The organism is Psychroserpens sp. BH13MA-6, assembly GCF_052983595.1.
In genome coordinates, this window is sequence record NZ_JBRJGE010000001.1 from 855,331 (window position 1) to 877,045 (window position 21,715).

Sequence of the window (21,715 nt, forward strand, 5' to 3'; positions counted from 1 at the left end):
TATTTGTATCTAAACGATAAGGTTAGCTAAAATCGTATTTTTTTGGTTAAAATGAAAGTTTGATAAGACAATTTAACAACCGCTGTAAGATTCTTCTGAAACCTAAAAAAGACGTCATGTTTAGAATCTATTCTAAAATGGCGGCAATACCAGGAAGTGTTTTCCCCTCTAGACTTTCCAACATAGCACCACCACCTGTGCTTACATAACTCACTTGGTTTTCAAAACCAAATTGCTTAACAGCAGCCACAGAATCACCTCCACCAACGAGTGAAAAAGCACCATTCTTAGTGGCTTCGGCGATAGCATTTCCTAGAGCAATAGTACCATGAGCAAAATTCTCCATTTCAAAGACACCCAATGGCCCATTCCATAGAATAGTTTTGCATTGCATGACAACATCATGGAAGTTTTTTATAGATTGTGGTCCAGCATCTAACCCTTGCCAACCATTTGGAATTTGAGTAACATCCATCACTTTGGTATCTGCATCATTAGCAAAATCGTTAGCCGCAATAACATCTACAGGTAAATGAATTTGAACGCCTTTAGTTTTGGCTTGTTTTAAGATCTCTAATGCTAAGGCCATTTTATCATCCTCGCAAATAGAATCACCTACTTGTCCTCCTTGCGCTTTGATAAAAGTAAACGTCATTCCACCTCCTATAATCAAATGGTCTACTTTATCCAGAATATTTTCAATGATTGTAATCTTAGACGATACTTTTGCTCCTCCGAGAACTGCTAAAACTGGTTTCTCTCCGGTTTCCATGACTTTATTGATACTCTCAATTTCCTGCGCCAATAAATGACCAAAACACTTTGATTCAGGAAAAAACTGCGCAATAATTGTCGTAGAGGCATGTGCTCTGTGTGCTGTTCCAAAAGCATCATTGACATAAATATCGCCGAGTTTTGCTAATGCTTTAGCAAAATTGACGTCACCCGACGTCTCTTCAGGGTGAAACCTTAAGTTTTCTAGCAATAATAGCTCTCCTGGCTTTAAATTTTCAGCAGCTTCCTCTGCCTTAGCACCGACGCAATTTTCAACAAATTTCACATTAACTCCTAAAACATCTTCAACTTTGCTTACAATATGCTTTAATGAAAACTCCTGCTGTTCTCCTTTTGGTCTACCTAAATGAGACATTAATATACAACTGCCGCCATCTTCCAAAATCTTAATGATTGTCGGTTTTGCAGAAACAATCCGAGTAGCATCAGTCACCTCAAAGTTATCATTTAAAGGCACGTTAAAGTCTACACGTATTAGCGCTTTTTTATTCTCAAAATTATAGTCATTTAAGGTTTTCATCTCTCGTTGTTTTAGTAATAAATTACACAAATGTAACCAATAAAAGAGACGGAAAAAAGCTGTTTTTTAGCGAAAACGATTGCATAACGACAATACTGAAACATTTAAAAAAAATATGTAGGTTTGCCGTATGCTATTCTCTGAGATTTTAGGACAAGAACATATTAAAAATCACCTGACTAAAAGTTGTGATTTTGGACGTATTCCGCATGCGCAATTATTTGTTGGTCCTGAAGGTTCAGGAACATTGCCAATGGCTATTGCTTATGCACAATATATCTTGTGTAAAAACAGTAATGGCGAAAACAACAACGGTATTGAGGCTTGTAATTTGAAGTTTAATAACCTATCTCATCCTGATTTGCATTTTGCCTTTCCGGTTGCTACCAATGATAAAGTAAAAAAGCATCCGGTATCAAATCATTTTATGGAAGAATGGCGGCAACTAATTGATCGGCAGCCTTATGGAAACTTATTTGATTGGTATCGTATTTTAGGAATCGATAATAAACAAGGGCAAATTGGTGTGGATGAAGCTCACGATATCGTCAAAGCCCTATCCTTAAAATCTTATGAAGGTGGTTATAAAGTTATACTCATTTGGATGTCGGAAAAAATGAATACTTCCGCAGCAAATAAACTATTAAAACTCATTGAAGAGCCACCAAATAAAACCATATTTATTCTTATTGCTGAAGACGAAGAGCAAATAATAAACACCATAAGATCTCGCTGTCAAGTTTTACATTTTCCGCCTTTAGCAGAAGAGGTTATTAAAAATGCTCTTATTAAAAATTATCAAATCCCTGAGCCAGATGCCATTAAAATCGCGCATCAAGCTAATGGCAATTATAACAAAGCCTGTGATTTAGTTTATAGTGATAGTGAAGACACCCAATTTGAAGAATGGTTCGTGTTTTGGATTAGATCAGCATTTAAAGCAAAAGGTAACAAAAGTGCCATTCACGATTTAATTTCTTGGAGTGAGACTATTGCGAAAACAGGTCGTGAAACACAAAAGCAGTTTTTAAATTTTTGTCTGGATTTTTTTAGACAAGCCCTCTTGATGAATTACAAAGCGGATGCGCTTGTTTTTATGGAGCCAAAATCCTCTTTTAAATTAGAGAAATTTGCACCTTTTGTTCACGGTAATAATATCATGGAAATTTCCAATGAAATACAAGATGCTATTTATCACATTGAACGCAATGGGAACTCTAAAATCGTTTTAACAGATCTTTCAATTAAATTGACGAGGTTGCTGCATAAAAAAGCCGATTAAATATCATAATCGGCTAAGTTAAAATGTTTAAAGACGTTACAATTTATTCGTCTTTCTTAGATTCTGCATTTAAGGCTTCAATAATCAGGTCGGTTATATCGCTACTTTCAGCACCATACATTACGCTACCAGCATCGTTAGCACCTAAGATATAGGTATAACCATTCTTTTTACCATAATCTTTAACAAATGCTTTCACCTCTTTTATTAAGGTATCGATTTGCTTTTGACCTTCAGCTTGCAAACTTTGTTCTTCAGATTTTAATTGATAGTCTTGCATTTGCTTTTTTTGAACTAAGGTCTGGTATTCTGCCTCGGCATTTTTTTGAGACATTTTAGCTGCTTTCGTCTGAAATAATTGAGCTTCCATTTGAATAGCTTTATCTAAACTGTCTGCCTTTTTATTGAATTTGTCAACTTTCGTTTGAAACTTTTTCTCAAAGTCCACTTTCTTTTGAAACTCGTTAACCACTTTTGAATTATCTACAAAAGCAATTTTTTGTTGTTCTTGACAAGAAGTCAACACTAAGATAAACGATAGTACACCTACTATTTTTTTCATATTCGATTTTGATTTATTTTTTGCAAATGTATAAAAGTGAAACGCTTTTTTGCAAAAAAAGACTACTATAAGTATAATTTATGCAAAAAAGAATTTATATTTTTATTCACTATAGTTTTTTAAGTCTTTATTTGCGCCTTTTTTACGCGTTTATAAAATAGCCTACTCCAACGTCATGCGACATAGAGAAATGCGCTTAAAACATTTAAAAATAAGCATTAGGTCTTTTTAATGATATAAATGAGTGAAGAATACTCTCCATTGCGCTTGGCTTTAAAGTTTGACACCATACCATTCCAAAATGCATTAACAGGATTCATAAATCCAGTTTTATACTTTTCTGAAAGTAAAGACACATAAAATGCATCAAAAATCATCGGTAAAGTTTTTATCACTTCCATCTTGTGCATCTGCATGAGCTTAGAGATAGCTGTTCTGGAAAAATGCCAAAGGTGTCGAGGCACATCATAAGCTGCCCAATGTGTTTTATAATAACGAGCATCATAACTCTTAAAATTTGGGACCGCAATTATTAAGCGTCCTTTAGGCTTGAGTAATTTTTCAAAGGCTTTGATTTGATTTTCCAAATTCGGCAAATGTTCCAAAACGTGCCATAAGGTAATCACGTCAAAACTACGTTCTTTAAATTGTGACATCTCTAGAGTTTCAAAAACTACTGATCCCGTTTTTGTGTTCGCTAAATCCCGAGCATCTTTATTTGGTTCAATACCGAAAACGTCCCAGTCATGTTCTTGAGCGATTTTTAAAAAATCTCCAGTGCCACATCCAATATCAAGGAGTTTTTGACTTTCAAGATCAAAGGAATTGATAAGTTTTAATTTTCGCTTTAAGGCTATGGATTTGACATATTGATAAATTTTCTCAAACCAATTTCTTTTGGCATCTGTATGCGAAATATAATCCTCACTTTGATAATACAACGGAAGTTCTTGTGCTGATGGTTGTGGATATGTCTTTAACATGTCCAATTCAGCATCTAGCACTAATTGAAATAACTCACCAGAAACGGTGTGGTCTTTTACGCTTAAATAAGAGGGATTCTCAGCAGGATTTTTCACACGAATAATATTCAATAATTAAAAATCAAAGGTATCGTTTAGAGTTAAAACCTTGTATACCTTTTTTGAAAATATTCAGCTGAAACACAGATATAAATTCATGCAGTTTCATAATATTTTAAAAGACATATGGCCATTGTTTCACGTGGAACACTTTGGATCCAACTAATAACTATCGACCTAAATACACTAAAAGTACAGAAACGTCTGCTGGTGATACACCAGAAACGCGCGAGGCCTGGGAGATCGTCACAGGCTGTATTTTGGATAATTTTTGAATAGCCTCAGTGCTCATAGATTTCAATATGGTATAATCAAAATTCTTAGGGATTTTCACATCCTCCAAACGATTTAACTTATCAGCATTGTTTTTCTCCTTTTCAATATATCCTGAATACTTGATTTGTATTTCAGTTTGCTCTATGACTTCACGGTCTAAATTATGCTCCTGAATATAAGATTCCACAGCTTCAAAACGACGCATGTCATCAATGGTAATATTAGGTCTAGAAAACAATTTAAACATCTTATCAGACTGTTTCACTAATGACGAATTTTTTGATTCTAAAACAGGGTTCGCTTCCTCAGGCTTAATGCTTGTTTGTCTAAAAAACTCTACAAAATTTTCAGATTGGGCCTGCTTCTCTTCCATTCTTCGCAATCGCTTTTCACTAGCTAAACCTAATGCATAGCCTTTAGGTGTTAACCTAAAATCGGCATTATCCTGTCTAAGCAATGTGCGATATTCTGCTCGTGAGGTAAACATGCGATACGGTTCTTCAGTTCCTTTTGTAATAAGGTCATCAACTAAAACACCAATATAAGCTTCATTTCTCTTTAGTATAAATTCTTCTCTTTCTTGAACTTTAAGCGCTGCGTTAATTCCAGCCATGAGCCCTTGAGATGCCGCTTCCTCATATCCTGTTGTACCATTAATTTGACCTGCAAAAAATAAACCCTCCACCAATTTTGTTTCCAAAGTATGCTTTAATTGTGTTGGCGGAAAATAATCGTATTCAATCGCATATCCTGGTCTGAAAAACTTAACATTCTCGAATCCTACGACTGATTTCAGTGCCTTAAATTGGACATCTTCTGGTAAGGATGTAGAGAAGCCGTTGACGTAATATTCAACCGTATTCCAACCTTCGGGTTCTACAAATAATTGGTGCCTATCCTTATCTGCAAATCGATTGATCTTATCTTCAATTGACGGACAATATCTTGGACCAGTACTTTGGATTCGTCCATTAAACATTGGTGACCTATCAAAACCATCACGTAATAAATCATGGACTTCCGGACTCGTGTAAGTCATATGACAAGAACGTTGTTCTTTCAACGGCTTGATGTGTTCTAAATAAGAAAACTTCTCGGGTTGCTCATCTCCTGGTTGCTCAATCATTTTAGAAAAATCTAAAGATCTTCCATCCACACGTGGTGGTGTCCCTGTTTTCATTCGACCAGAATCAAATCCTAAGTCGATTAACTGTTCGGTAATACCCGTTGCCGCACGTTCACCTGCTCTACCTCCACCAAAGTTTTTATCACCGATATGAATTAAGCCATTTAAAAAAGTGCCATTCGTTAAAACCACGGTTTTGGCCTTTACTTCTATTCCTAGTGATGTTTTAACACCAACAACTTTATGGTTTTTTACAATCAAACCAGATACCATTTCCTGGTAGAAATCCAAATTTCTAGTTTGCTCCAATAACAATCTCCAATCTTCAGCAAAACGCATACGGTCACTTTGAACTCTAGGGCTCCACATAGCTGGACCCTTTGATTTATTTAACATCTTAAACTGAATAGCTGATGTATCACTTACAATACCACTGTAACCACCTAAGGCGTCAATTTCTCGTACAATTTGGCCTTTTGCAATTCCACCCATAGCGGGATTACAGGACATTTGTGCTATGTTCTGTAAATTCATGGTAATGAGCAGTGTTTTACTTCCCATATTTGCAGCAGCAGCAGCAGCTTCACTTCCAGCGTGACCTGCACCAACTACAATGACATCATATACTTCGTTAAACATGCTTATATATATTGTTCCACGTGGAACATTGATTATTAAAATTTTTCAGTTTGCAAATATACGTTGAATTCTTAATATTATTTGGAAAGTGTGTTGAGATAATCATCCTCCTTTTTTCGCATCAATTCTGCCTCCTTATCCGTTTTGTCTTTATAACCACAATAATGTAATATACCATGAATCATCACGCGATGTAATTCATCATGAAAGCTTACCTTAAAATCCTTCGCGTTTTCAGTGACACGATCAACTGAAATATAAATATCTCCATGTAGCTCTTTTCCTACGGAATAATCGAAACTTATAATATCGGTGAGTGTATCGTGATTTAGATACTCTAGATTAAGTTTGTATAAATAGGCATCATCACAAAAAATATAATTGATTTCGCCCGCTTTACAACCTTCACTCTGAATGGTGTTTGTAATCCATTCAGATAACACTTTCTGATTTTCTAATTGAAAATCGGTTTCGTAATTAAAACTGATCATTCGACTTTTTAAAATACTCTTGCACTTTCTTTTTATAAATCTGTTGCAAAGGTAGTGCTTGTCGATTTAAAATTTCGGTCGTATTAAAATATTCTTTAGCCTTAGGAATTTGGTTTGGAACCGTATTGTCAAAATCCTTATTATTAGATTCTGACTTCCGCTTATTATCCTGTCCTTGCATAAAAGTCGCATTTTCCAACTTAAGCAATTGGTGTTGTAAATCCATCATTTTTTGCAAAGTCTGATTGGTAAATCCTTTATTAATTAGATCCAATTCTATTTCTTCCATTTGCTTTATGAGTTCACCTCCTAATCCCTTCTTACCGTCTTTGCCTAATCTATTTTCTAAGGCCTGGCGCAGCTGCTGTTGTCTTTGATAGATTTCATACAATTCGCCATTTTGCATTTCGCTGTCGCCCTCACCTTCGCCTTGACCTTCTCCTTCACCTTGACCTTTTTTCTCACCTTCTTTCCCTTCCTTGCCCTCTTTACCACCTTTAGGTTGACCATCTTTACCTTCCTGCTCATTTTCACCTTCACCAGATTCACCCTTTTCTCCATCCTTGGGTTTCTTTCCTTGTTCACCTTTCTTCATACCTTCCTCCATCTTCTTATTGAGCTCTTCTTGACTCATGATGATATCTGGTAATTGTTGATCGCCTTGTCCCTGACCTTGACCCATAGATGGGTTCATTTGCATATTCATATTATCCAAAACATCACTTAAAAAACTAGCCAATTCATTTGTCGCAGTAATCGTGTACTGTTGCGAAGCGACACCTTGATAAATCTGATTTTCAGAAAGTTGACCCAAAGATTTGTCAATATTGTAAAACACATCTGTTATCTGGGTATTAACGCGTTCTGAAATCGCTGGCTGACGAAGAGACAGTGAAAATAAACTATCATCGATATGCTCAAAATGTTCTCTTAAATTATTCTGCTTCCTTAAAAATTTACCATATTCATTATGGTTGACTTCAATACTTTTAAACTGGTTCATCAAGTTCTCTTGATCAAATGAGAACAACACCAAATTATCAAGAATTTGTCGCAGCACATCTATATCTTCTTGCATTTGCTGTCCGCCTCCCATTTGCATCATTTGGCCCATTTTCTGACTCATTTGTTTCATCTTTTGAGCGGCCTGCTTTTGTTTACTTTTAGCCTTTTGCTGCGGTCCTGAAGGTGATGCTTCAGGTGTAGATGCGTTTTGTTCTTGCTGTTCCTTTTCTTGTGCATCTTGCTTTTCCATTTCCTCTAAAGCCTCCGTTGCGGCTTTTTGATCCTCCTTAATAGATGCCTCTGTAGGTTTGTCTTGAGGTAAATCCATTGGCTTCTTAAGCTCTTGATTCTCTTTATCAAGTTCTTCCATCTGTTTTTGAAAGTCCTCGAACTTTTTATTGAGTTCTTCTTGTGCCTCTTTAGTATTTTCCTCCTTATCTGCTTCAGACAGCTTTTCTTGTTCCTCAGCCAATTTCTCCAGTTCTTTCATCAGCTTTTCCGCCTTTTTAGCCACATAAAAACGTTTTGTCAATTCCAAAAGCTGCTGTAAACTCTTCTCTTTATTTTTATTTTGCTTTGCAAGTTCTTCAAGTTTTTGAGTAAATTCTTCCTTATTTATTTTATCCTTCATTTTTTCCAACTCCTCCAATAGCTTTTCGTCTTTTTTGAGTTGTTCTTCATTCTCCTCTAATCGTTTTTGCAAATCTTCCTTAAACTGATCTTTCTCCTTATCCTCATTTTGAAATTCTTCAATATTCTCTTTGAGTTTTTTATTGAAGTTTTTCATGAGTTGCTCCTGCTCTTTCTGACGCTTAATGAAATTTTCAAACTTCTTTTTGTCATTAAAGTTCAATTCCTTCTTTTCCTTTTGCGTTTTTGAAAGCTCTTTCAAATCGTTGTCCTGTTCCTTAAGCTTATCGAAAGTTTTGCTGATATCTTTAATCGTTTCGTTCTGTTCTTGTAATTGCTTTTGCTCCTCTTCATCTTTGGTTAACTTCCTATAACTATAAACCGAACTTTTAGCCGATTTGTAATTGTGGAGCACATCATTATCAAATACCTGAAAATAAAGCTCGTAATCAACACCTTCCTCTAAATTCAATTGATTCGGAAAAGCGCTAACAAACTCATCAAAATTAGATCTTGAAACAGGAATAATTTCAAAAGATTTGGCATCAGGATTATCACTTGGATAATATACCAGCTGCAACTTACTCAAACCGTAATCATCACTTACTTGACCAAAAAAATACAGTGATTGGTTGTCCAAAGAATCCTTTTCCATCTTGACATTCATTTCAGGATAACTATCTTTAATAGCCTTTATGGAAAACGACAAATTTTCATAATCTTTTAACGCTTGGTTACTTGTGCTGATACTGTAATCTGTTGTACTGAAAATCCGCTTCGTTGTCTCAAATTGTCCTTCCGATATCAAATCAAAATTGAGGGTATCTGTCGCATAAAGCGCAACACTTTCAGTGGCCTTGGTAGTCACTTTCCAGGTCACATTGGTACCTTCTGGAACGGTTGCACTGCCAGTACTCTTTAACAATTCATCTTGTTTTTTAGTATAAGCTGGATAATCAAGCATCATCTCAAAGTTGACCAAAGTGGGTACTTTAATCACCTCTAATTGATAGTCTTTCGAAACAACGCCATTGGCAGATAAACTAAATGATAAGGCTGTCTTAGGTTGCGCAAAAACAAACTCAAATTGTCCAGGAGCCGTTTGCTGCATAAAAAATGATTGGTTATTAAAGTGTATTTGGGCGTTTTCAGGCACCACATCTCCAGCGGTATTGACGACCACCTTAAAGTCTTTGTTCTCAATAGCCTTCAACTCATTATTTATCACAAAAAATTGAAAAGGCGCTGGTGGTTCATAAGCCGTTTTGTAATTAACCACACGTTCATAACTGTCGCTAAACCAATTGATTTTACCCGTAAGAACCGACAATAGTAAAATCGCGACTGGAATTGCCGCATACTTCAAGTATTTGGCATTTTTCTTAAAATTAATCGCTAATTTAAAAGGAATTGGGCTTAATTCGGCGGATTTTTGCTCTATACTCGCTTCTAATAATTCTGATTGTGCACCACGTTCATTCAATTGCAGCACATTCAGCAGCTTGTCATTGACTTCTGGAAAATGATTCCCTATAATCTGTGAAGCTTCTTCATAATTAATACCTTTTTGAAGCTTAAATAACTTCGCTAATGGGAAGGCGATGAATTTTGTAAACAAGGCTAATTCCACAGCAATGAACACCCAAAACAAAATGGTTCGAGCCGTTGGTCCCAACCACAAGACGTATTCAATGAACAAGGTCACCATAAGGTAAAGCAGTCCTATCGCAAAAAACAAGATGGCGCCCTTTAACAACTCGTTTGTGTAAAAGCGCTTAATAAATTGCTCTAATTTGCCTTGAATTTGTTTGAAATTGCTCACCATATAACTAATTAACTCACTAATATAAAATTTATTTTTGTCTGTAAATGCTTAATTCTGGTAAGATTCTGTTAATTTCGAGGAGATGTGTTAAAATTAAAGACCACCAATAATTCCATATCATGAAAAACCTTAAATATCTTGCTGCTTTTTCTATTCCAGTAGCCGCTTTTATTGGTGTCTATTTAAAAGGACCTTTTTCATATATAACGCCTGTTTACGCTTTCGTCTTCATACCTATTCTAGAACTAATAGTTCCTAAAGACAACCGCAACTTAACCACAGAAGAAATCGATTCGAAAACAAACTTGCGCCTTTTTGACTGGCTACTATACCTCAACTTACCCATTGTTTACAGTTTAGTTGTGTTTGCTCTCATTGAGGTAACATCAACTTCTATTACAAGGTTAGAATTTGTTGGAATGCTCGTGTCTGTGGGAATTGTACTCGGTGTTAATGGCATAAATGTTGGTCACGAATTGGGACATAGACAATCATCAAATGAACGGTTTTTGGGTAAAGCTCTTTTATTACCGTCTTTATACATGCATTTTTATATTGAACATAATTACGGACACCATCTTCATGCCGCTACCCCTGAAGACCCAGCAACAGCAAGGTATAATCAATCGGTTTATTCGTTTTGGATCACTTCCACTTTTAGACAATATGTGAGCGCTTGGCGCATTCAGAAAAAATTACTCAAAAACACCAAAAAATCCTTTTTTTCAATTAAAAATGACTTGTTTTGGTATCATTTTCTACAATTAAGTTACTTAATTACTGTTTTTTTCTTCTTCGGAAAAACAGGGTTACTCTTCGCTTTTTCTTCAGCCATTATCGGGTTTATTTTACTTGAAACTGTCAACTATATAGAGCACTATGGTCTTAAGCGATTAAAAATGCCCTCAGGACGTTATGAGCGTGTGAAGGAAATTCATTCATGGAATTCTAATCATGTGATTGGAAGAATTGTTCTGTATGAACTTACAAGACATAGTGACCATCATTATAAAAGTTCAAAAAAATATCAAGTTTTAGAATGTCATGCTGAGAGTCCGCAAATGCCCTATGGCTATCCTACTTCTATGGTTTTAGCCATGATTCCGCCTTTATGGTTTCATATTATGAACAAGCGCGTTCCGAAGGAAATGATTTTAACTTAACTGTTTCTATTCCTAAATATCGTTTTATCTTTGCGAACGTAAATTGAAGATCATGACCAAACCTGTTCGCGTTCGTTTTGCGCCAAGCCCAACTGGACCATTGCATATTGGAGGTGTTAGAACCGCCCTTTTTAATTTTTTATTCGCTAAAAAGCATCAAGGTACTTTCGTACTCCGAATTGAGGATACCGATCAAACACGTTATGTAGAAGGTGCCGAAGCGTATATCAAAGAATCCTTAGAATGGTGTCAAATTCCTTTTGATGAAGGTCCTAATAAAAATGAAAAGTTTGGTCCCTACAGACAAAGTGAACGTAAACATCTGTATAAAGCGTATGCTGAAGAACTCATCGCTAAAGGTCACGCTTATTATGCTTTCGATACAGCAGACACCTTAGATTTCCATAGAAAAGATCACGAAGCGAAGGGTAAAACCTTTATCTATAATTGGCACAACCGTTTAAAGTTAAGCAATTCTTTGTCGCTATCAGCGTCTGAAGTTAGAGCGAAGTTAGATGCAGGAGAGGATTATGTGATTCGATTTAAATCACCACAAGATGAAACACTTCATTTGCAAGATCTTATTCGTGGTGATATCAAAATAGACACCAATATTTTGGATGATAAAGTTTTGTTTAAAAGTGATGGTATGCCTACATATCATTTGGCGAATATCGTAGATGATCATCTTATGGAAATTACGCATGTCATTCGTGGTGAAGAATGGTTACCCTCACTAGCTTTACATTATCAACTATACGACGCTTTTGGGTGGGATGCACCAGAATTTGCACATTTACCACTCATTCTAAAACCCACAGGAAAAGGTAAGTTAAGCAAGCGTGATGGTGATAAGTTAGGATTTCCTGTATTTCCTTTAGAATGGAAAGATCCTAACACAGGTGATATTTCTCGAGGTTACAGAGAAGACGGTTATTTTCCGGAAGCCATGGTTAATTTCTTAGCATTTTTGGGATGGAATCCAGGAACTGAGCAAGAAATTTTCAGTTTAGACGCGTTAACAGACGCCTTTGATCTCGCGCGTGTTAATAAAGCTGGCGCTCGATTTGATCCTGATAAAACGAAATGGTTTAACCATCACTATATGCAGGAACAAGAGAATCACGCTTTGGCGCTAGCATTTCAAAAAACAAACGTTCTCTTGGCAGATATTGACATTCAATACATTGAAATGGTTGTTGCCTTAATCAAAGAACGCGCGACATTTATTAGCGATTTTTGGGAACTGAGCCATTTCTTTTTTATGGCGCCAACAGCCTATGATGAAAAGGCCTTTAAAAAGGCTATGAAAGATGATACTAACGAGATTTTGGGAACACTGAAATCATTAGTGTCAAGTCTAGATGATTATACGGTAGACCATTTGCAAAATACCATAAAAGGATGGATTACATCCAATAATATTGGGTTTGGAAAAGTTATGATGCCATTACGTTTAGCGCTTGTAGGAGCGCTGCAAGGGCCTGATGTTTTTGATATTATGTTTATGATTGGTAAAGCAGAAACCATTAAGCGAATAGATGCTTTAATGGCTCAATAATATTTAAAAGGTAATCATTAGCATAAATGCTAGCATATTTTGGTGGCCCTCAAAACGATCGCCATTATTGAGATTAAAATCATTGTCGTTAAGCTTCCCTAAAATGTTTGTAAAACCGTAGCTATAGGTTGCTCTAAGTTTAAAATTGCCTATGCCTGCGGAAGCACCAATAACGCCATTGGCATTAAATTGTGAAATGCCACTAATATCCTCAGCAAATAGGTTATCATAGCCTTGAATCACAAAATTACGTTGATTGTCATTTTCTAGTTCTAACTGACCGTTATATTGCAACTGAGGTCCTACATCAAGTGTTAAATGATCACTCAAAAGTTTTAAGTGAAATAAAAAAGTGGCTTGCACAGCCATCAATTTATAATCTACAGGCACCTGTGTAATGGTTGCAAGAGTTGGGCGACCTGTAATTTCCAAGTTGTTTTGTGAAAATTGAAGTCCGTAACTTACAGTATACCATTTATGTGGTATATCAACAGTTGCAATCATACCTCCTGTAAATCCATTCCCAGTTTTTGTTTTAAAGTTATCTGTAGTAATATCAAATTGCGTAAGGCCTCCTATGATGCCAATACCATTTTTAATAGTGTATCGTGTATGTTGTGCTACTGAAACTGTAACAAAACCAATACAAAAACCTACTAATAGAATAAATTGCTTTTTTTGCATGAGTTGAATGTGTGATTTGAGCAAATATAACTTAATTTAGTAACTGATTATTTGTATCTACCAGGATTTCAATAGAACCCATAGGTAAATTAATCAAAATTATCGAATCCATCAAAATAAGACTCTTTTCTAACCATTTTTAAAAACTTGTTATGGGACAATTTATTTTAATACCAATTATTTTCTTCGGCTTAATCATATTGATTTCGTCATTATTTATTGTAAAACAACAAACAGCTGCCGTGATTGAGCGCTTCGGAAAATACCAAAGTATTAGGCAATCTGGGCTTCAATTAAAAATTCCTTTGGTAGATCGTATCGCTGGAAAACTCAGTTTAAAAATTCAACAGTTAGATGTCATTATTGAAACAAAAACTTTGGATGATGTATTTGTAAGACTCAAAGTATCCGTGCAATACCGTGTAATTAAGAATAAAGTATATGACGCGTTTTACCAGTTAGATTATCCTCATGATCAAATCACTTCTTATGTCTTTGATGTTGTGCGTGCTGAGGTTCCTAAAATGAGATTGGATGATGTGTTCGTTAAAAAGGATGATATTGCGCTTGCTGTTAAAGCAGAATTAAATGATGCGATGTTGGAATACGGTTATGACATTATCAAAACATTAGTGACGGATATTGATCCTGATGCGCAAGTAAAAGCCGCTATGAACAGAATTAATGCTGCAGACAGGGAAAAAACTGCGGCACAATTTGAAGGAGACGCACAACGTATCCTTATTGTAGAAAAAGCCAAGGCAGAAGCTGAAAGTAAGCGATTACAAGGCCAAGGTATTGCCGATCAACGTCGTGAGATTGCACGTGGTTTGGAAGAGTCTGTAGAAGTCTTAAATCGTGTTGGTATCAATTCACAAGAAGCCTCAGCACTTATTGTCGTAACACAACACTATGATACGTTGCAATCTTTAGGTGAAGAAACCAATAGCAACCTTATCTTATTACCAAATTCTCCTCAAGCAGGTAGTCAAATGCTTAATGAAATGGTTGCTAGTTTTACGGCGAGCAACCAAATTGGTGAAGCGATGAAGAATGCTAAAAAGAAGAAAGAAGAGTAAGCAAACTTTGTTATTTATAATAAAGCCTTGACACCTATTGTTTCAAGGCTTTTTTTAATGCTTATTCTCGTATTTTGAAATCATAGATTTCAGTTCTTGCAAGTAGTTTTCAAGGTCTTTTAAATCTAAACTTCCTTCATCATTGTCATGAGGTAGTGTGCTTCGAGTTTCATCCAAATACTTCTGTAATTCAGGATACGAATCCTCAATAGTTCTGGTGACGGTCGCTATTTCAGTTAATACTTTTCGTTGTTTATCGTTATTCATATGTCTTGATTTTTACTGAAGTTATTGAAAAAAGCGCATAAACTCAAACAAACACCTAGTTTTAACCCATTTTAAACACGAAATGGGTGTCTTTCCTCCCATTCTCGAATTGGATTTCCGTACTTCACAATAAGCTTTAAGACCGTATTTGCTATAACACTATTGGTATGTTTGACGTAAATATGCATAGGAAAAGGTTTTGCACCAATGGAACTTTTGATTTCCATGGCAGTTCTGGCATAAATGACACGCTCAAACTGGTGTTCAATTCCAAAAAATGCCATATCAAAAAGCATGTTTAGATACATTTGATACTGATGCTGTAACTTTTGATCATAACCCAAAAAATACGTTTCCAAATCTCTACCGTTTAGAATCAACGTATAAAAACCCACTAATTGCTCCTCTAAATAATACCCAAAAACTTTAAATGCACCACCAAGTTGTAATTTCATATGAAGAAAATGTTGTTGATGTAACTTAAAAGAATTGATTCCTGCATTATCAGACACATTTTCATACAGTCTATAAAGTTGATCAGAACTATTTTTTATATCCTCTAAACTTAATTCCTGTCGCGTTAAATCTTGACACTTCTTTCTGGCCGTTTTATAGCGTCTTCGGTACTTTTTATTAAATGCACTCACATAATCTGCTGGAGACTGCCAAGTATGTTTGACGTCAAAAATCATATTGGGTTGAACTTGGGCCTTATAAAGCCGTTCTGTTTTAAAAAAAGCTAAATTTCTATGTATTGGATCCTTTTCAAAATAGTCTTTAAAAGCGACGATTCTGATTTTCTTTCTGGTTGTTTCCTTAATTTGCTGTGAGAGTATTTTAATACTTTTGGACACTTGCTGAAGAAATTCATCTTGACTGATATTATCTGAATCATAAAATAGACCATGCTGTCCCGTATGCATTAAATTTCCAACGATTAAGGCATTGCCTTTGACTATTTTCTTTAAAAAAAATTTTCCACAGCGCTTAAAAAACTGATGGGATGTTTTCCTAAAGACATCATCCATATACATTTCAACACGTTGTAAAATTACGATACCTACTAGGACTTCCGAAGAAAAAACACCTACATAATAAGCGCTAATATTCGAAGGACTTGAATCCTCCAAAGCTTTTAAAAACTTCGATTTTAAGAAGAGGTCTTGAACTGAAAGTTGGTCCCAAGAATGGGGTAATTCAGCAACCGAATGATATATCTTTAGGTGTATCAATAGCAAATATAAAGGCTGAAAATTACAATTCTCAGCCTTTAATTAAGTTAAATTTTTTAAAAAATTAAGCGGTCCATCCACTGACTATACTTCCCATAATAGCAAGTGTAATAATCCAATAGCCTGCATTAATTAAAATATATTTCCAGTTTTTCCGCTCGAACATAGCATTGATTCCTAAAACAGGTAATACAAAGAAAACTCCAGACATAGCGCCATGTAAGGCACCATGCTTAAAAGAACGATATTTTCCTGCATGCTCTTCCATAAATGCTTGGTAAGTTGCAGAAGACACATCCCCTTCTACCATACCAAATGCACCCATTTCATGGATCACCAAAAAGTGCACGAAAAAAGAAAGAAGGAACGACAGCAGGAGTGAAACACCAAAAATCACGGCCATATTACCGCTTTTCATTTTTGCTTCAGTCATTTCGGCTGTACGAGCCCATGCCGTTCCGAATACCTTTGGATTGTACCAAATAAACCCCATGACTAATGGGATCACTGCAGCCACAACAACTGCTAAATAATTCATTTCCATAATATGTTTTGATTGTAGTTAGTACTATAAATATAATGGAAAATGGCAAGTGTTCCACTTTTTTTTAACATTTACACGAAGGCTCTGCATTAAAAAAGCCCATATAAGGATTGTTATATGGACCAATTAAAAAGGTTATGATGGTTTTAAAGCTTGCTTGCTTCTGCCACTAAGAGCTCATGACTATCCGCTTTTGCTTTTTCTATAAAAGCATCAATATCGTCATTGCGATTTTGGCCATTTTTAAGCAAAACACTAAGCGCTAAAATCGTTGCAATTCGCGTACCTACTTTTTTAACAGCCGTGTTAAACAGCGGCTGTAACTCATCATAACTCACCTCTTCCGCCAATTTTAGAATCTCAGTTTTTGATTTCTGTTGTTTGGCTTCCGGCAGGTTTGTGTATTTTTTACCTAATTGCTTGATGACATCAATAGCAGGTCTTTTTTGTTGTGGTTGCGGTTGTTTGTTTTGTTGTTGCGGCTTTGGTTTTTGTTTGGCCCAGGAATCTCGTAAACCTACCGTTTTATTAAACACTAGATGATCCTTTGTTGAATCATTATCAACATTGAAATATCCTATGCGTTGAAATTGAAAACGATCGCCATTGGTAGCGTCTAATAAACTTGGCTCTACAAAAGCTTCTATGGTTTTTAATGAATTCGGATTCAGAAACTCCATAAAATCCTTATCCTGATGACTATCTGGCGCTTCGTCCATAAATAAACGGTCATACTCACGAACCTCTGCCTTAATTGCATGTTTGATAGACACCCAATGCAAGGTACCCTTTACCTTTTTCTCAGTATCGGTTGAATAGCTACAATGTATTTCAGTAATGCGTCCATCAGCATCCTTAACAACAGATTCACCTTTGATAATGTAAGCGTTTTTTAATCGAACTTCACCACCTAGTTGCAGTCTAAAAAACTTTTTACTCGCTTCTTCCTTAAAATCGGCACGTTCAATATAAAGTTCTTTGGAAAAAGGCACCTTTCTGAAACCTGCAGAGGGATCTTCCTGATTATTTTCAGCCTCCAACCACTCTTCTTTGTCGTCGGGATAATTGGTGATGACCAATTTAACAGGATCCAAAACAGCCATAACCCTTGGTGCTGATTGATTTAAATCCTCACGAATACAAAATTCCAATAAAGAGACATCAATCACATTTTCACGTTTCGCAACACCCACCTTTTCGATAAAATTTCGAATAGAATTAGGCGTGTACCCACGTCTTCTTAGTCCAGAAATAGTTGGCATTCTCGGGTCGTCCCAACCTGCTACAATTTGATCTTCAACCAATTTGAGTAATTTCCGTTTACTCATGATGGTATAACTTAAATTCAATCGTGCAAACTCACGTTGTTTAGGCAGCATAGGAAGTCTTTCCGACGCATAAACATACACTTGCTCTTTAAACCAATCATAAAGCTCTCTATGCGGCTTAAATTCAAGCGAACATAACGAATGTGAGATTTGTTCGATATAATCGCTTTCACCATGTGTCCAATCATACATTGGATAGATACACCACTCATTTCCAGTTCTATGGTGGTCCTTTTTCAAGATGCGGTACATGATAGGATCACGCATCAGCATATTTGGATGTTGCATGTCTATTTTGGCACGTAAGATATGCGTCCCTTCTTCAAATTCACCAGCTTTCATACGTTCAAATAAATCGAGGTTCTCTGCAACACTGCGATTTCTATAGGGTCCGTCAACACCTGGTTGTGTTGGCGTTCCTTTTTGCATTGCCATAGCTTCACTCGATTGTGAATCTACATAAGCCTTCCCATCCTTAATTAGTTGAATGGCCCAATTGTAGAGCGTTTCGAAATAATCTGAGGAGTACAACTCATTCGCCCACTCATAACCCAACCAGGCGATATCTCGTTTAATGGCATCTACATATTCCTGTTCTTCCTTCGCTGGATTTGTATCATCAAATCGTAAATTTACAGGTGCTTGGTATTTTTCACCCAAGCCAAAACTAATTCCAATGGCCTTGGTATGGCCAATATGTAAATAGCCATTAGGTTCTGGTGGAAAACGAAAACGCAGCTTATCTTTTGCTAAGCCATTCTTAAGATCTTCCTCTATGATGTGCTCAATAAAATTGAGTGATTTTGTTTCTTCAGTCATATGGACAAATTAAAGCACAAAATTAAGTAATTCTGAGCTTTGTAAGCTATAATTCTATTTCAGTTTATGTAATTTTATGGAAATTTTAAATTTATGGAACATATGAACTACAAATGTCCGAAATGCGACAACAGAACTTACAAAACTGGTCAGATGCGTGCTACAGGCGGCACTTTATCTAAAATCTTTGATGTTCAAAACCAAAAATTCACTAGTGTTACTTGTGAACGCTGCACATATACTGAGTTCTTTAAAACCAAAACCAGTGCCATTAGTAACGTCTTTGACTTTTTTACCAACTAAGCATGGGTATCATTAAAGTTGAGAACATTCGTGTGTTTGCTTATCATGGGTGTTTAAAAGAAGAAACCAAAATAGGTAGTGATTATCGGGTGGATTTAGAAGTCGAAGCCGATTTACAGACATCAGCTCAAACGGATAAATTAAGCGATACGGTAGATTACGTATTTTTAAATAGAATCATCAAAGAGGAGATGCAAAAACCTTCGAAATTATTAGAGACCGTTGCGAAACGTATATTAAACCGTATATTAGCAGAGGATCATTTAGTAACAACGGCGACGGTGAGTGTGAGTAAATTAAATCCACCTATTGGCGGTGATGTTGAAAGCGTAACGATAAAAATGACCGAAAGACGAAAAAACTAAGGGTTTATGGTGTAAAATGGTAATTTTTTATACATTTGCCTTCCTTGTTTGTAAAAGCAAGTTTACTGGCATCTTGGCCGAGTGGCTAGGCAGAGGTCTGCAAAACCTTGTACAGCGGTTCGAATCCGCTAGATGCCTCTTAAAAAGAGATACTGATAGTATCTCTTTTTTTATGTCCATTCCTCAAAAATGTCTATCATAAAGCTTAAAATTTCACGATATTCTTGTATGAAACTTCTTATTATTAGTTTAAAAATAGCATATTTGCCATCTAATTTTAAAAAATTCAAAATGAAAGCGATTAAATTATTAGCATTTGTAATGCTATTTTCAAGTTCTATTGTAATGTCATGTTCAGATGATGATTCAGATGGTGGGTCTTCATGTGTCGATTACGTAGATCAAGCTGTACAAGGTAGTTTTAGAGGTACTGATTTTGTGTCTCCAGAAGCCTTCTATAAAGTATTAACATTTGGTGAGACAACGTCAATAAGAGGAGAAATATACGTGAAGGAAAATTTAGATTCTGATTGTAGTTTCCCAACGTTTGCAGGTGATCAAGACATCATTCTTTTTCCAATTCCATCCTTAGAGGCCCAAACAATTACTTTGGAAGAATTTGGAGAAAACACCTTAAACTTCAACAGAATAACGAATACAGAAACAGGTCTCGTTACTGAAGTTGAATTGGCAGAATGTGGGACGATTCAAATTACTAGTTACGATGCAGACGCTGGAATTATGGAAGGTACGGTTGTTGCTAGAGGGCAATTTGGTAGTACTGTGAATGGTAATTTCACTTTAGTGTTATGTGAATTTTAAAGCAAATATCATTGCTATTCAAAAACCTCTACCTATTAGAGGTTTTTTTTATGTCTTTTTAATCACGAAGTAATCAACAATTAAGAGCAAACTCGCTAGTAATATCCCTAAGGTAAAAATGATTGAACCATAAGGCCAGTGTTGAATTTTTAACAATATGCCCATGAGTATCAAAGCTACAGCGGAAATAACAAACCCGTAATAAAAGAATTTTAAAAACCCATTGTCTTTAAGTTGGCGTTTAAGAAAATACCGAGGACCTTCTTCAATGAACCACCAAATAAATAGTCCTAATAAAATAATTTGAAACATATAAGGGACACTTATAAGATGCGTTAAATCGACTATATAGCTCATCATCCAAAATAATACTAGTCCCAATTTTACATAATCCAATCGTTGTTTTTCCGCTTTCAACAAAAACCTAAAAACATATAAAATCATTATCGCAACGCCAGAAAACACTATAATTTCTTCTCCGTAAGGCCAGTGCATAACTCTAAACAAGATACCATAAAGGAATAACACAAGTGCCAGTCTTAATGGTAATGTCGCGATTCGGTTGGATATTTTCAAATGTAATTATTATTAGTTTCCTATAGGATTTACGCGTTCAATTTGCTCCTTACTTTTTTCATAAACATCTGGGAATAACCCTTGGGTTAATAATAAAATTCCAAAGCCCAGAATTACCAAGGCGATTATTTTTTTTGTTTTAAAAATAAGTCGTGGTGTCAGTTTGCTCTTTAATCGCTTCGCTAGGGCAATTTTTATCAAATCGGTTAGAAAATAGACGGTGAGCATGGTTACAATAAAGATAAAGACACCATTATCGGATTCTGTAATTGAGCTCCCAATAACAATAAATCCTAACCAGCCTAACAACACACCAATATTGATAAAATTCAGCAAAAACCCTTTAATAAAGAGCTTTCCATAGGCATTTTTTTGAATCTCAACACGATGATATTCTTTAACGATAGAGCGAAAAGATTTTGATGTTTTTATAAAAGAAATAAATCCGTAAACAGCTAATAATACACCACCAAAAATAAGGAAGTTGGGATCATCTTTAATTTTACCAATGAGGTTATTGGTGCTGTAAAATGCTAAAAGAATGAAAATTATGTCAGCTAAGATAACACCTAAATCGAAGATTAAAGCACTTTTAAATCCTTTGGTGGCACTGGTTTCGAGTAATACAAAAAACACAGGACCTATGGTAAATGCTAAAATGATTCCAAATGGGATTGCCGCTAAAATATCATCAAACATATAGGAAATAGCTTTGCCACAAAATTAATAAAAAAGAAGC

At 35.7% G+C, this 21,715-nt stretch carries 20 protein-coding genes and 1 tRNA gene; 8 read left to right on the forward strand and 13 right to left on the reverse strand.

The window, feature by feature from the left end; genetic code table 11:
- Nucleotides 1-127 precede the first annotated feature (127 nt).
- Complete coding sequence (locus tag ACU8DI_RS03775; protein WP_447111403.1) at nucleotides 128-1,315, reverse strand: phosphoglycerate kinase; 1,188 nt, start codon at nucleotides 1,313-1,315, stop codon at nucleotides 128-130.
- A 130-nt stretch (nucleotides 1,316-1,445) separates the two neighbouring features.
- Between ACU8DI_RS03775 and ACU8DI_RS03780 the strand changes: the two genes are divergently transcribed.
- Nucleotides 1,446-2,597 carry a DNA polymerase III subunit gene (locus ACU8DI_RS03780; protein WP_447111404.1) on the forward strand — a complete coding sequence of 384 codons (1,152 nt, stop codon included), beginning with the start codon at nucleotides 1,446-1,448 and terminating at the stop codon, nucleotides 2,595-2,597.
- Between the two features lie 43 nt (nucleotides 2,598-2,640).
- Here ACU8DI_RS03780 and ACU8DI_RS03785 read toward each other — a convergent pair whose 3' ends face one another.
- From ACU8DI_RS03785 to ACU8DI_RS03805, 5 genes are all read right to left on the reverse strand, one after another.
- Nucleotides 2,641-3,159, reverse strand: coding sequence for an OmpH family outer membrane protein (locus ACU8DI_RS03785; RefSeq protein ID WP_447111405.1), 519 nt, complete (start codon nucleotides 3,157-3,159; stop codon nucleotides 2,641-2,643).
- Between the two features lie 218 nt (nucleotides 3,160-3,377).
- Nucleotides 3,378-4,238, reverse strand: a complete 861-nt coding sequence (locus ACU8DI_RS03790) for a class I SAM-dependent methyltransferase (RefSeq protein ID WP_447111406.1) — start codon at nucleotides 4,236-4,238, stop codon at nucleotides 3,378-3,380.
- A 172-nt stretch (nucleotides 4,239-4,410) separates the two neighbouring features.
- Entirely contained in the window at nucleotides 4,411-6,282 is a 1,872-nt protein-coding gene (gene mnmG, locus ACU8DI_RS03795; RefSeq protein WP_447111407.1) for a tRNA uridine-5-carboxymethylaminomethyl(34) synthesis enzyme MnmG, read from the reverse strand.
- 77 nt (nucleotides 6,283-6,359) lie between these two features.
- The gene (ybeY, locus tag ACU8DI_RS03800) at nucleotides 6,360-6,773 is read right to left on the reverse strand and encodes an rRNA maturation RNase YbeY (protein WP_447111408.1); all 414 of its coding nucleotides are present in this window, start codon (nucleotides 6,771-6,773) and stop codon (nucleotides 6,360-6,362) included.
- Entirely contained in the window at nucleotides 6,760-10,233 is a 3,474-nt protein-coding gene (locus tag ACU8DI_RS03805) for a DUF4175 family protein (RefSeq protein WP_447111409.1), read from the reverse strand. Before ACU8DI_RS03805 ends, ybeY begins: the two co-directional genes overlap by 14 nt.
- Nucleotides 10,234-10,352: 119 nt before the next feature.
- Here ACU8DI_RS03805 and ACU8DI_RS03810 point away from each other — a divergent pair, with 119 nt between their 5' ends.
- Both ACU8DI_RS03810 and gltX read left to right on the forward strand, forming a co-directional pair.
- The gene (locus tag ACU8DI_RS03810; RefSeq protein WP_447111410.1) at nucleotides 10,353-11,396 is read left to right on the forward strand and encodes an alkane 1-monooxygenase; all 1,044 of its coding nucleotides are present in this window, start codon (nucleotides 10,353-10,355) and stop codon (nucleotides 11,394-11,396) included.
- A gap of 52 nt (nucleotides 11,397-11,448) precedes the next feature.
- Nucleotides 11,449-12,957 carry a glutamate--tRNA ligase gene (gltX, locus tag ACU8DI_RS03815; RefSeq protein WP_447111411.1) on the forward strand — a complete coding sequence of 503 codons (1,509 nt, stop codon included), beginning with the start codon at nucleotides 11,449-11,451 and terminating at the stop codon, nucleotides 12,955-12,957.
- Nucleotides 12,958-12,960: 3 nt separating this feature from the next.
- Here the strand turns inward: gltX and ACU8DI_RS03820 are convergent, their stop codons facing one another.
- The gene (locus ACU8DI_RS03820) at nucleotides 12,961-13,641 is read right to left on the reverse strand and encodes a hypothetical protein (protein ID WP_447111412.1); all 681 of its coding nucleotides are present in this window, start codon (nucleotides 13,639-13,641) and stop codon (nucleotides 12,961-12,963) included.
- A gap of 152 nt (nucleotides 13,642-13,793) precedes the next feature.
- On the opposite strand from ACU8DI_RS03820, the gene ACU8DI_RS03825 reads away from it, so the two are divergent.
- Nucleotides 13,794-14,720: an SPFH domain-containing protein gene (locus tag ACU8DI_RS03825; protein ID WP_447111413.1), complete on the forward strand. Its 927-nt coding sequence runs from the start codon at nucleotides 13,794-13,796 to the stop codon at nucleotides 14,718-14,720.
- Between the two features lie 54 nt (nucleotides 14,721-14,774).
- Here ACU8DI_RS03825 and ACU8DI_RS03830 read toward each other — a convergent pair whose 3' ends face one another.
- The 4 genes from ACU8DI_RS03830 to ACU8DI_RS03845 all read right to left on the reverse strand — a co-directional run bounded on the left by ACU8DI_RS03830 (nucleotide 14,775) and on the right by ACU8DI_RS03845 (nucleotide 18,910).
- Nucleotides 14,775-14,987 (reverse strand): hypothetical protein, encoded by a 213-nt coding sequence (locus tag ACU8DI_RS03830; protein ID WP_447111414.1) that lies wholly within the window; start codon nucleotides 14,985-14,987, stop codon nucleotides 14,775-14,777.
- Nucleotides 14,988-15,058: 71 nt separating this feature from the next.
- Entirely contained in the window at nucleotides 15,059-16,219 is a 1,161-nt protein-coding gene (locus ACU8DI_RS03835) for a GNAT family N-acetyltransferase (RefSeq protein WP_447111415.1), read from the reverse strand.
- Nucleotides 16,220-16,283: 64 nt separating this feature from the next.
- Nucleotides 16,284-16,757, reverse strand: coding sequence for a DUF1761 domain-containing protein (locus ACU8DI_RS03840; RefSeq protein WP_447111416.1), 474 nt, complete (start codon nucleotides 16,755-16,757; stop codon nucleotides 16,284-16,286).
- Between the two features lie 152 nt (nucleotides 16,758-16,909).
- Nucleotides 16,910-18,910: a glutamine--tRNA ligase/YqeY domain fusion protein gene (locus ACU8DI_RS03845; protein ID WP_447111417.1), complete on the reverse strand. Its 2,001-nt coding sequence runs from the start codon at nucleotides 18,908-18,910 to the stop codon at nucleotides 16,910-16,912.
- A gap of 93 nt (nucleotides 18,911-19,003) precedes the next feature.
- Between ACU8DI_RS03845 and ACU8DI_RS03850 the strand changes: the two genes are divergently transcribed.
- The 4 genes from ACU8DI_RS03850 (at nucleotide 19,004) to ACU8DI_RS03865 (ending at nucleotide 20,400) form a co-directional block, all read left to right on the forward strand.
- Nucleotides 19,004-19,213, forward strand: coding sequence for a zinc ribbon domain-containing protein (locus tag ACU8DI_RS03850; protein WP_447111418.1), 210 nt, complete (start codon nucleotides 19,004-19,006; stop codon nucleotides 19,211-19,213).
- Between the two features lie 2 nt (nucleotides 19,214-19,215).
- Nucleotides 19,216-19,578, forward strand: a complete 363-nt coding sequence (gene folB / locus ACU8DI_RS03855) for a dihydroneopterin aldolase (RefSeq protein ID WP_447111419.1) — start codon at nucleotides 19,216-19,218, stop codon at nucleotides 19,576-19,578.
- 67 nt (nucleotides 19,579-19,645) lie between these two features.
- A tRNA-Cys gene (locus ACU8DI_RS03860) sits at nucleotides 19,646-19,716 on the forward strand.
- 153 nt (nucleotides 19,717-19,869) lie between these two features.
- Nucleotides 19,870-20,400 (forward strand): hypothetical protein, encoded by a 531-nt coding sequence (locus ACU8DI_RS03865; RefSeq protein WP_447111420.1) that lies wholly within the window; start codon nucleotides 19,870-19,872, stop codon nucleotides 20,398-20,400.
- A 48-nt stretch (nucleotides 20,401-20,448) separates the two neighbouring features.
- Here the strand turns inward: ACU8DI_RS03865 and ACU8DI_RS03870 are convergent, their stop codons facing one another.
- Together ACU8DI_RS03870 and ACU8DI_RS03875 are read right to left on the reverse strand one after the other, a co-directional pair.
- On the reverse strand, nucleotides 20,449-20,976 hold the full coding sequence (locus tag ACU8DI_RS03870) for a hypothetical protein (RefSeq protein WP_447111421.1): 528 nt from the start codon (nucleotides 20,974-20,976) through the stop codon (nucleotides 20,449-20,451).
- Nucleotides 20,977-20,988: 12 nt separating this feature from the next.
- Nucleotides 20,989-21,675, reverse strand: coding sequence for a LysE family translocator (locus tag ACU8DI_RS03875; RefSeq protein WP_447111422.1), 687 nt, complete (start codon nucleotides 21,673-21,675; stop codon nucleotides 20,989-20,991).
- Nucleotides 21,676-21,715 lie beyond the last annotated feature (40 nt).

Bases quoted from the DNA above. Each gene is read 5' to 3' on its own strand.
- ACU8DI_RS03775 (WP_447111403.1), bottom strand. From the start codon at position 1,315: ATGAAAACCTTAAATGACTATAATTTTGAGAATAAAAAAGCGCTAATA.
- ACU8DI_RS03780 (WP_447111404.1), top strand. From the start codon at position 1,446: ATGCTATTCTCTGAGATTTTAGGACAAGAACATATTAAAAATCACCTG.
- ACU8DI_RS03785 (WP_447111405.1), bottom strand. From the start codon at position 3,159: ATGAAAAAAATAGTAGGTGTACTATCGTTTATCTTAGTGTTGACTTCT.
- mnmG (WP_447111407.1), bottom strand. From the start codon at position 6,282: ATGTTTAACGAAGTATATGATGTCATTGTAGTTGGTGCAGGTCACGCT.
- ybeY (WP_447111408.1), bottom strand. From the start codon at position 6,773: ATGATCAGTTTTAATTACGAAACCGATTTTCAATTAGAAAATCAGAAA.
- ACU8DI_RS03805 (WP_447111409.1), bottom strand. From the start codon at position 10,233: ATGGTGAGCAATTTCAAACAAATTCAAGGCAAATTAGAGCAATTTATT.
- ACU8DI_RS03810 (WP_447111410.1), top strand. From the start codon at position 10,353: ATGAAAAACCTTAAATATCTTGCTGCTTTTTCTATTCCAGTAGCCGCT.
- gltX (WP_447111411.1), top strand. From the start codon at position 11,449: ATGACCAAACCTGTTCGCGTTCGTTTTGCGCCAAGCCCAACTGGACCA.
- ACU8DI_RS03820 (WP_447111412.1), bottom strand. From the start codon at position 13,641: ATGCAAAAAAAGCAATTTATTCTATTAGTAGGTTTTTGTATTGGTTTT.
- ACU8DI_RS03825 (WP_447111413.1), top strand. From the start codon at position 13,794: ATGGGACAATTTATTTTAATACCAATTATTTTCTTCGGCTTAATCATA.
- ACU8DI_RS03830 (WP_447111414.1), bottom strand. From the start codon at position 14,987: ATGAATAACGATAAACAACGAAAAGTATTAACTGAAATAGCGACCGTC.
- ACU8DI_RS03840 (WP_447111416.1), bottom strand. From the start codon at position 16,757: ATGAATTATTTAGCAGTTGTTGTGGCTGCAGTGATCCCATTAGTCATG.
- ACU8DI_RS03845 (WP_447111417.1), bottom strand. From the start codon at position 18,910: ATGACTGAAGAAACAAAATCACTCAATTTTATTGAGCACATCATAGAG.
- ACU8DI_RS03850 (WP_447111418.1), top strand. From the start codon at position 19,004: ATGGAACATATGAACTACAAATGTCCGAAATGCGACAACAGAACTTAC.
- folB (WP_447111419.1), top strand. From the start codon at position 19,216: ATGGGTATCATTAAAGTTGAGAACATTCGTGTGTTTGCTTATCATGGG.
- ACU8DI_RS03865 (WP_447111420.1), top strand. From the start codon at position 19,870: ATGAAAGCGATTAAATTATTAGCATTTGTAATGCTATTTTCAAGTTCT.
- ACU8DI_RS03875 (WP_447111422.1), bottom strand. From the start codon at position 21,675: ATGTTTGATGATATTTTAGCGGCAATCCCATTTGGAATCATTTTAGCA.